Genomic DNA, 9903 nt, shown 5'->3' on the forward strand with positions numbered 1-9903 from the left:
AAATCAATTAACTATCTCTTCTTAGTTAACACGGAGCACTTAAAAAAAATTCCATGAGCAAAGGCATTACCTCCCGCACTGACGACTACTCCGAGTGGTACCTTGATCTGGTGAAACGAGCCGATCTGGCCGAAAACTCAGCAGTACGGGGCTGTATGGTCATCAAGCCCTATGGGTACTCCATTTGGGAAAAAATGCAACGGGCTCTCGACGATAAGTTCAAGGAAACCGGGCACGTCAACGCATACTTCCCGTTGTTCATTCCCAAGTCGTACCTGTCAAAAGAAGCGAGCCACGTTGAGGGCTTCGCCAAAGAGTGTGCGGTTGTTACCCACTATCGTCTCAAAAACGCCCCGGATGGTTCGGGTGTAACCGTTGATCCTGAGGCAAAACTGGAGGAAGAACTCATCGTTCGGCCTACGTCAGAAACGGTCATCTGGAGCACGTATAAAAACTGGGTACAGTCCTACCGCGACCTGCCTTTACTCATCAACCAGTGGGCCAACGTGGTTCGGTGGGAGATGCGTACGCGGCTTTTCCTGCGTACGGCGGAATTCCTCTGGCAGGAAGGCCACACCGCCCACGCTACCTCGGAAGAAGCGGTAGCCGAAGCGGAACAAATGCTGGAAGTGTACGCCAAGTTCGCCGAAGAGTGGCTCGCTCTGCCGGTCATTCGCGGCGTAAAAACGCCCAACGAACGCTTTGCCGGAGCCGTAGAAACGTACTGTATCGAAGCCATGATGCAGGATGGAAAAGCACTACAAGCGGGTACTTCCCACTTTCTGGGGCAGAACTTCGCGAAAGCTTTCGACGTACAATTCCTGGGTAAAGATAATAAACTCGACTACGTGTGGGGAACGAGCTGGGGCGTCTCTACGCGTCTGATGGGAGCTTTGATTATGGCTCACTCGGATGATCAGGGTTTGGTACTACCTCCCAAACTGGCTCCGATTCAGGTCGTGATCGTTCCCATTTTCCGGAATGATGAACAATTGAATGCCATCTACGACCGGTTGGAACCCATCATCAAAGATCTGAAGTCCAGAGGAATTTCGGTAAAATTCGACGATTCTACCAACGAAAAACCCGGCTGGAAATTCGCCGAGTACGAACTTCGCGGCGTACCCGTACGGATGGCCATTGGAGCCCGTGATCTGGAAAACGGTACGACGGAACTGGCCCGTCGGGATACGAAAGAAAAACAGATCGTATCGATTGAAGGTGTAGCCGATACCATTCAGGCCTTGCTGGAAGAAATTCAGACCAACATCTATCAGAAAGCCCTGAAATTCCGGGAAGAAAACACGTTCAAAGTGGATACCTGGGAGGAGTTTCAGGAGAAAATTGAAACAGGTGGTTTCCTGCTGGCTCACTGGGATGAAACCTCCGAAACGGAAGAGCAAATCAAGGAAGCTACCAAGGCCACCATTCGTTGCATTCCCCTGGATGCTGCCGAAGAAGAAGGTGCCTGCGTATTCTCCGGTAAGCCTTCCAAACGCCGCGTGATTTTTGCCCGGGCGTACTAATTAATTTGATTATTCCCAGGAGAAGTAGTACACTTCTCCTGGTTTTCTTGCCTGTTTTTTACAAAATAGTTTACTTTCCTAGAGTATCAAGCGAGTCGCTAGCCCTCTTATGTTCATAAAGGACGTCTGTCGATGACTCAAGTTCCTTTCTCTAAACTTCATTCAAAATAACCTTTGCATGATTAAGCAACTGGCTGGTACCCTCCTCTTTGCCTTTACCTTCTTTCCTGCTCTAAGTCAGTCAAATCTCAAACTTTGGTACCAACAACCTGCCGAAGTCTGGACGGAAGCCCTTCCTGTAGGCAATGGTCGACTGGGTGCGATGGTTTTTGGACGCCCCGCTCAGGAACTCATCCAGCTTAATGAAAGTACACTTTGGTCGGGAGGCCCCGTCAAACCAAACGAAAACCCTAACGCCTATACGTACTTGCCCCAGGTGCGGGAAGCTCTGGCGGCTGAGGAGTATCCCAAAGCAGTACAACTGCTGAAGAAAATGCAGGGCCGTTATACCCAAACGTATTTGCCGCTGGGCGATCTGCTCATTCAACAGGATTTAAAGGGACAACAACCGTCCAGCTATACGCGTGATCTGGACCTGAACAAGGCTCTGGCTACCACGCGTTTTACGGTAAATGGCACCGAGTATACCCGGGAAGTGTTCAGCTCCGCTCCCGATCAGGTGATTGTCATTCGCCTGAAAGCCAGCAAGTCCGGTCAACTGAACTTTGACGTGAAAGGCAGCAGCAAGCTACGATTTGAGAAGCAGACGCAGGGTACGAATGAGCTCATTGTGAAAGGCAAAGCCCCGGCTCACGTCGATCCGAATTACTATAACGCTCCCGGTCGAAATCCCATCATCTACGACGATCCGGCGGGCTGCAATGGCATGCGGTACCAGTTTCGGATCAAAGCTCTGCCCGTGCAGGGACAGGTACAGACGGATACGGCAGGCATTCACGTACGTAATGCGTCGGAAGTGGTCTTGCTGGTATCAGCAGCCACCAGTTTTAACGGCTTTGACAAATGCCCCGACAAAGAGGGCAAAGACGAAGCCAAACTGGCCGCTCAGTACCTTAATCAAGCTGCAACTCAGCCGTACAATCGTTTATTGAGCAAGCATACAGCTGATTATCAGAAGTATTTCAATCGATTCTCCTTTACGCTAACGGATTCTACGCGTACCAACCCCAACCTGGCTTTACCTTCCGATCAGCGATTGGAGCAATACGGCAAGGGTACGTACGATCCAGGGGTGGAAACGCTGTACTTCCATTACGGTCGCTATCTGCTCATTTCGAGTTCGCGACCCGGTGGTACGCCAGCCAATTTACAAGGCATCTGGAATCAGCATATGCGGGCCCCGTGGAGCTCGAACTTCACGATCAACATTAATACGCAGATGAATTACTGGCCTGCTGAAGTGACCAATCTTTCGGAACTGCACCAGCCGCTGTTTGAACTCATTAAAGATTTATCCAAAACGGGTAAGCAAACGGCTCAGACCTATTATAAACTTCCGGGCTGGGTGGCTCACCATAATACGGACATCTGGGCGTTGTCCAACGCCGTGGGCGATATGGGCGATGGCGATCCGATGTGGGCCAACTGGAATGAAGCGGCAGGCTGGCTTTCGCAGCACTTGTGGGAACATTACCGCTTTACGGGTGATCGCCAGTTCCTGAAAGAAACGGCTTATCCGCTCATGAAAGGAGCCGCTACTTTTTTGCTGGGCTATCTGGTCGAAGATAAGGATGGTTATCTGATTACCTCGCCGTCCACTTCCCCCGAAAACTCATTTCTGGATTCCAAAGGCAAACCAGCCTACGTGACGGTTGGCTCCACGATGGATATGTCGATCATCTGGGATTTGTTTACCAATCTGATCGAAGCTTCGCAAACCCTCGGTACGGATACTGAATTTCGTAACCTGCTGATTGAAAAAAAGAAAAAGCTCTTACCGCTGCACATCGGACATAAGGGGAATCTTCAGGAATGGTATAAGGACTGGGAGGACCAGGACCCGCACCACCGGCATGTTTCGCACTTATTTGGCCTCCATCCTGGACGGCAGATTGCCCCACTAAGCACGCCTGAGTTTGCTCAGGCCGCCCGCCGTAGCCTCGAGTTACGCGGCGATGAAGGTACGGGCTGGAGTAAAGCCTGGAAAATCAACTTCTGGGCTCGTCTGCTCGACGGAAACCACGCCTATTCGCTGGTTCGGCAGTTACTTCATTACACGAGAGAAAACGGAACGGCGTACCAACGCGGCGGTGGTACGTACCCCAACTTTTTCGATGCTCACCCACCCTTTCAAATCGACGGTAATTTCGGTGGCACGGCAGGCATGACCGAAATGCTGGTTCAAAGCCATCTGGGCGACATTCATCTCCTGGCCGCTTTGCCCGACGCCTGGAAAGCCGGGCAGGTGCAGGGTTTGCGGGCTCGTGGAGGTTTTGAGTTAGCTATGCAGTGGAAAAAAGGGAAGTTAACGACGGCTACGATCAAATCGCTGAATGGGGAACCCTGCAAGATTCGTTCAGCCCAGCCTTTGGCTGTCAAAGGACTACGTACGCAGGCCGAACAGTCAGGCTCGTATTACCTACTCTCGTTCCCTACGCAGGCGGGCAAGACCTACGAACTCGTCTCGAAGTAGTTCTACGGTAAACCATTTTTAAAAAGGTACGGAAGCAGCGTTCCGTACCTTTTTTGTTTCATTTACTCCCATAAGACTGGCGATTGAAATTATTAGAAGTTAATGAGAATCTTTTCTTCAGGAACCACCGGATTTAGTTTTGTCGTTAGTCATTGTTGGTGAGGCACTATGCTGGCATTGATTTATAAGAAGTCAACAGGTTCAAAACCCTAGAACTTTAAACCGATTCCCTTTTCAAGTGATCCCTCATTTGAATCTTTAACTATATGACCATTCCTGTATTAGACCATACGGTTCGGAAACTAGCCGAACTCTTTTTCCCCGAAACCCCAACGCTTGCTTCTTCCAATCATTCTGCCTCCACCTACGAACCCGAAACGCTAGAAGTTTTCGTAGGAGACCTGATTGAACAGGCCTTTAGTGTGAACCTGGCTATGGTGAAACACGAAAAAGCCGAAAACGAATTCTGGGACTGGAAAGAAAACAGTGAACATCCCTTTGTTTTTTTTGACCAGGCTTCCGAGGGTATTCGTCCCATCATTGCGGGCCGGGATCTGAAAAAAGGAAAACCCTATCACTACGCCATTACGGACCATGGTCCTGAGCTCATCAGCGGCGAAGGCCTGACGCCCGCGACGAACGACAACGGAAAAGTGTTGTTTTTAACCGCATTTCCGATTCAGCCTCTGGCCAGTGATGATTCCAGCACGAACGAAAAGCACATGACGCCCTGGCAGCGTACGATGCAATTGTTCAGAAACGAGCGGCGGGACATTTATTACCTCTACCTCTACGCCATCGTTTCCGGCTTGATTGCCCTGAGCCTACCCCTGGGTAGCCAGGCCATTGTAGGATTGATCCAGGGGGGGCTGGTCTTTTCTTCCGTGTATCTGCTGGCGGCTCTGGTGATTGTCGGTACCCTCATTACCGGAATTTTACAGATTGTTCAGGTATCCATCGTGGAAGTTTTACAACAGCGGATTTTCGCAAAAGCGGCCTTTGAATTTGTCTACCGGATTCCGAGAATTAAAGTGGAAGCACTTAACCGGTACTACGCTCCGGAGCTGATGAACCGCTTCTTTGATATTCTTACCGTACAAAAGGCATTACCCAAAATCCTCATTGATATTACAGGAGCCGTCATTCAGATTGCCTTTGGTTTGCTGCTGCTCTTTGCGTATCACCCGCTGTTCATCGTTTTCGGGTTGCTAACTATTTTTCTCATCTTTCTGGTGTTTCGTTTTAATGCCAGTAAAGGTCTGGAGACCAGCCTCTATGAGTCCAAGTACAAGTACAAGGTAGCCCAGTGGCTGGAAGATATTGCCCGTACCTTGTTCAGCTTCAAGGTGATTGGGAATACGAACCTTCCCGTACAGAAAATGGACGAGCTGGTGAGCCGTTACCTGCTCTACCGGCAGAAGCACTTCAAAATTCTGTTGCGGATTTTTTACTACATGGTAGCCTTCAAAACGCTGGTCATCGCGGCCCTGCTGATTCTGGGTATTTTCCTGGTGGTGGATCGCCAGATTACGCTCGGTCAGTTTGTTGCTTCGGATATCATTATCGTGTTGATTGTTAGCTCCGTAGAAAAACTCATCACGAGCATTGATACTATCTTTGACCTGGTAACGGCCACCGAAAAGATGGGGAACGTTACTGATCTGCCACTCGAACGAGACGGAGGCTTACGCATGCCGATCAACAAACAGGATCTGGCCCTGGAAGTACATAACCTTACGTTTCGCTACCCGGACGCGAAACGTGCGGTTCTGCAAAACCTGACTTTCTCCATCAAACAGGGAGAACGCGTGGCCATCACGGGCTCGAACGGAGGTGGTAAAAATACACTACTAACGTTGCTGAGTGGTTTAATGACGGAGTACGACGGCAGTATTTCGGTCAATGGCTTTTCGCTGCGGGACATTCACCTGAATGATTTCCGGAATGCGGTGGCGAAAAACGTAGCACCCAATGAAATTTTTGACGGAACCATTTTTGAGAACATCACGATGGGCCGTACGAATATTTCGCTGGATGATATTCGCTGGACGCTTGAAAACCTCGGTCTGACCGATAAAATTGGTCAGCTTCCCGATGGTATTAATACCCCAATGCTGGCCGAGGGTCAACGATTTTCGGAGAGCTTTAAAGCGAAAGTTACAGCCGCCCGCTGTATTGTAGAACGCCCTAAACTGTTGATGTTTACGGACTTTTATGGCTTAATGGACCGGGAAGAGAAGCTGAAACTCATCAGGTTTGTATGCGATAAAGCTCATCCCTGGACGTTTATCACCATTTCGCACGATCCGGAAGTACTCGCAGCCTGCGATCGGGTGCTGATTCTGGAAAATGGAAAAATTGTCAGTGACGGACCGTATTAGTCATTTGTTTCCAGCTTCTGGAAACGTTTATCTCAACTCAAACCATGCTTAACATATCTCCCAAACGAGTGGAACCGGATATTTCAGAAAACGAAATTCAGTCCCTCAAAACGCTTTCTACCCATCGGACGGGCCGGAAGCTGGCCCGCTGGATTGTGGGTATTCTGTCCGTCCTGTTCATTGTATTGTTCATGCCCTGGCAGCAGAATATCAATGGAACGGGTACAGTCACGGCCCTAACGCCTCAGGATCGTCCGCAAACGGTACAAAACATCATTGCCGGCCGGATCGAAAAATGGCACGTCCGCGAGGGTCAGGCCGTACAAAAGGGCGACACCATTCTAACGCTGTCTGAAATTAAGGATGAGTACTTTGATCCGAACCTGCCCCTTCGCCTGACGGAACAGGTCGATGCCAAGGAAACGGCCGTAGATGGGTACGAAAATAAAATTGAGGCCGTAGAAAATCAGCTGGCTGCTTTACGTAATGCCCTGCGACTCAGTCTGGAAAAAGCCCGTAACAAAGTGCTACAGGCACAGGCTAAGGTTCAGTCGGATAGCGTTGATCTGGCTAATGAGCGTATTCAGTTTCGAATTGCTGAGGTACGTTTTGAGCGTTTCCAGCAAGGATACCAACAGGGTTTGTTTTCGAAAACGGATCTCGAAGGTCGGGAACTTACGTTCCAGGCTGCTCAGGCAAAAGTGGTTTCTGCTCAAAACAAACTCAATATTTCCCGGCAGGATTTAATCAACTCCAGAATCGAACTCAGCTCGATTGATGCCGACTACCAGAAAGAAATCGCGAAATCGTTATCGGATCGTAGTTCGGCCGTTTCGTCACTCGGCGATGGCCAGAAAGAACTTTCCGAGCTACGCAATAAAGTAGCGAACGTCAATGTTCGACGCAATCAGTACGTATTGCGGGCTCCGCAGTCGGGCGTTGTGGTAAAAGCCCTGAAAGCCGGGGTGGGTGAAACCATTAAAGAAGGAGAACCCATCTGTACCCTACAACCGCAGAATCCGCAGATGGCAGTCGAGTTGTACATCAAAGCGATGGACGTTCCGCTGATTCAGAAAGGTCGCGAAGTACGGATTCAGTTTGATGGCTGGCCCGCCCTGCAGTTTTCGGGTTGGCCTTCCGTCAGTGTCGGTACGTTCGGCGGTCGCGTAGCCGTCATTGATCAGGTGAACTCGACGAGTGGCGAATACCGGATTCTGGTTACGGAAAAAGTGGAAGAACGACGTGATCACCCCTGGCCCGCTCAATTGCGACTGGGTTCGGGCGTGTACGGTTGGGTCATGCTCGACAGCGTACCGGTATGGTATGAAATCTGGCGACAACTGAACGGCTTCCCACCTAGCTTAAAAGAGGAGCCCAAAGGCGATTTCGCCGGAAAGGGGGCAAAAAAATGAGTTTTCTGATGACTCGCTGGTCGGGGGGACGTGTACCCAGGGTCGCATCGCCCAGACACAGCGTTTTTACCCTGATTTTCTTCCTGTTCACCGCCGTTGCAGCTCCGCTATGGGCTCAGGATTCGGTACGCATTTTTAGTTTCAGTGATTATGCGGATCTGATTTTAAGATACCACCCCATTGTAAGGCAGGCGGATTTGATTCCAGCCGACGCCCGCACGGAATTGCTACAGGCCCGTGGTATGTTCGATCCGAAACTAGCCTCGGATTTCAGTCGAAAAGAGTACAAGGATAAAGAATATTATAACCACTGGGAAAACTCGCTGAAGATACCTACCTGGACGGGTATTGACCTGAAAGCAGGTTACGACCGGAATACGGGGCCGTATATCAATCCACAGTACTACACGCCCGATGCGGGACTGGTATATGCGGGGTTGAGCGTACCCCTGGCTCAGGGTTTGCTGATCGATGCCCGTCGCTCGACCTTACGGCAGGCCAAGCTCCTCCAGAACATTGCCGAAGCGGATCGTCAGAAGCTGATAAACAAAACCATGTACGATGCGGCCAAAACCTACTGGGACTGGTACTTTGCTTATCAGCAGTTTCGATTTACGGCGGATGGTCTCAACCTGGCCGATATTCGATATCGGGCAGTGAAGCAACGCGTGGAAATTGGTGACCTGGCTGCTATTGATTCCGTGCAGGCTAAAATCACGGTACAAGAACGTCTGGCTTCCTATCAGGCCGCGTTGCTGGAATTCCAGAATACCCGACTGGGCATTTCCAATAATCTCTGGAACGAGAACAACGAACCCGTAGAATTGCCCGAAAACGCGATTCCGGGGGGTGTAACCATTCCCGAACCTACTCAGGAGCAGCTCGACGAGTTACTGGCTCGGGCGAACCGACAACATCCGGATCTGATCAAGCTGGATTTCAAACTCCAGCAATTGGACATTGAGCGACGATTCCGGCAAAATCAGCTTTTACCGACGGTTAATGTCAATTATAATTTCATCCGGGAACCCGTAGCGGTCGGCAAATCCTATGAGGCGGGCTGGTGGCTTACCAATAATTACAAAGTTGGTGCTGAGGTAAGTTTCCCGCTATTTCTACGGAAAGAACGGGGCAAACTTCAGCAGGTTCGCATCAAGCAGGCCGACATGCGATTTGATCAGCAGCAAACCCGCCGCCTGATTACGATCACCGTGCGACAGGTATTCAATGAAGCCCGGGCCTTGCAGCAACAGGCCGAAACGCAAGGTCAGGCAACGGCCAATCAACTCCTGCTGGTACGGGCTGAACAGCAAAAGTTTGATATTGGCGAGAGTACTCTTTTCCTGGTCAATACGCAGGAGAGTAAGCTGATTGATATGCAAATCAAGACGGAATCGCTACGGGCGAAATACGCCAAAGCCTGGGCTAATAGTCTATACGCTGCCGGTGGAAATCCGCAGCAATAAGGCCGTTTTCAATTAAGATTACCTTAAATTTTCTTTTTTTTGAAACTAATTGGCCTGATTATTAGCTATTAACATAAGTAAGCTAAACAAGCAATGGTTTTAGTGTGTACTTTTATCCTAGCAATTTTTTTTAACTAAAAACGACCATCGCTATGTTTGGAATGGGAGGACCCGAAATCGCCCTTATCGTTGGGGCTTTTGTTCTGCTTTTCGGAGCCAAGAAAATTCCCGAGCTCGCACGGGGGCTGGGTAAAGGTATCCGTGAATTCAAGGATGCATCTAAAGAAATTCGGGAAAATATCGAAAATTCGTCAAAAGAATAATTTCGTAAGTACCCTATAAAAAGCTTACTTCTTTGATGAAGTAAGCTTTTTTTGTTGCCCTCCTCCGCTGCTTTTTCGGATTTGCAATTCTGAGAGATGGCTGTTAGGGATTTATAATTCCTAGTGAATTATGAAATCACAA

Annotated in this window: 6 protein-coding genes; all 6 read left to right on the forward strand. The window is 49.6% G+C overall.

Annotation, left to right across the window (positions count from 1 at the left end):
- Positions 1-53: 53 nt before the first annotated feature.
- The 6 genes from proS (at position 54) to tatA (ending at position 9761) form a co-directional block, all read left to right on the forward strand.
- A complete protein-coding gene (gene proS / locus BWI93_RS01950) occupies positions 54-1526 on the forward strand; it encodes a proline--tRNA ligase (RefSeq protein ID WP_094808486.1) in 1473 nt (490 codons plus the stop codon).
- A 178-nt stretch (positions 1527-1704) separates the two neighbouring features.
- Complete coding sequence (locus tag BWI93_RS01955; protein ID WP_094808487.1) at positions 1705-4179, forward strand: glycoside hydrolase N-terminal domain-containing protein; 2475 nt, start codon at positions 1705-1707, stop codon at positions 4177-4179.
- A 266-nt stretch (positions 4180-4445) separates the two neighbouring features.
- Positions 4446-6560 (forward strand): peptidase domain-containing ABC transporter, encoded by a 2115-nt coding sequence (locus tag BWI93_RS01960; RefSeq protein ID WP_094808488.1) that lies wholly within the window; start codon positions 4446-4448, stop codon positions 6558-6560.
- 44 nt (positions 6561-6604) lie between these two features.
- Positions 6605-7972 carry an HlyD family secretion protein gene (locus tag BWI93_RS01965; protein WP_094808489.1) on the forward strand — a complete coding sequence of 456 codons (1368 nt, stop codon included), beginning with the start codon at positions 6605-6607 and terminating at the stop codon, positions 7970-7972.
- Positions 7973-7980: 8 nt separating this feature from the next.
- A complete protein-coding gene (locus tag BWI93_RS01970) occupies positions 7981-9438 on the forward strand; it encodes a TolC family protein (RefSeq protein WP_176454099.1) in 1458 nt (485 codons plus the stop codon).
- A gap of 161 nt (positions 9439-9599) precedes the next feature.
- Entirely contained in the window at positions 9600-9761 is a 162-nt protein-coding gene (gene tatA, locus BWI93_RS01975; RefSeq protein ID WP_176454100.1) for a twin-arginine translocase TatA/TatE family subunit, read from the forward strand.
- Positions 9762-9903 lie beyond the last annotated feature (142 nt).

The organism is Siphonobacter sp. BAB-5385, from assembly GCF_002261125.1.
Lineage (GTDB): Bacteria > Bacteroidota > Bacteroidia > Cytophagales > Spirosomataceae > Siphonobacter.

Coding starts and splice junctions, on each gene's coding strand:
- BWI93_RS01955 (WP_094808487.1), top strand. CDS start 1,705: ATGATTAAGCAACTGGCTGGTACCCTCCTCTTTGCCTTTACCTTCTTT.
- tatA (WP_176454100.1), top strand. CDS start 9,600: ATGGGAGGACCCGAAATCGCCCTTATCGTTGGGGCTTTTGTTCTGCTT.
- BWI93_RS01960 (WP_094808488.1), top strand. CDS start 4,446: ATGACCATTCCTGTATTAGACCATACGGTTCGGAAACTAGCCGAACTC.
- BWI93_RS01965 (WP_094808489.1), top strand. CDS start 6,605: ATGCTTAACATATCTCCCAAACGAGTGGAACCGGATATTTCAGAAAAC.
- proS (WP_094808486.1), top strand. CDS start 54: ATGAGCAAAGGCATTACCTCCCGCACTGACGACTACTCCGAGTGGTAC.
- BWI93_RS01970 (WP_176454099.1), top strand. CDS start 7,981: ATGACTCGCTGGTCGGGGGGACGTGTACCCAGGGTCGCATCGCCCAGA.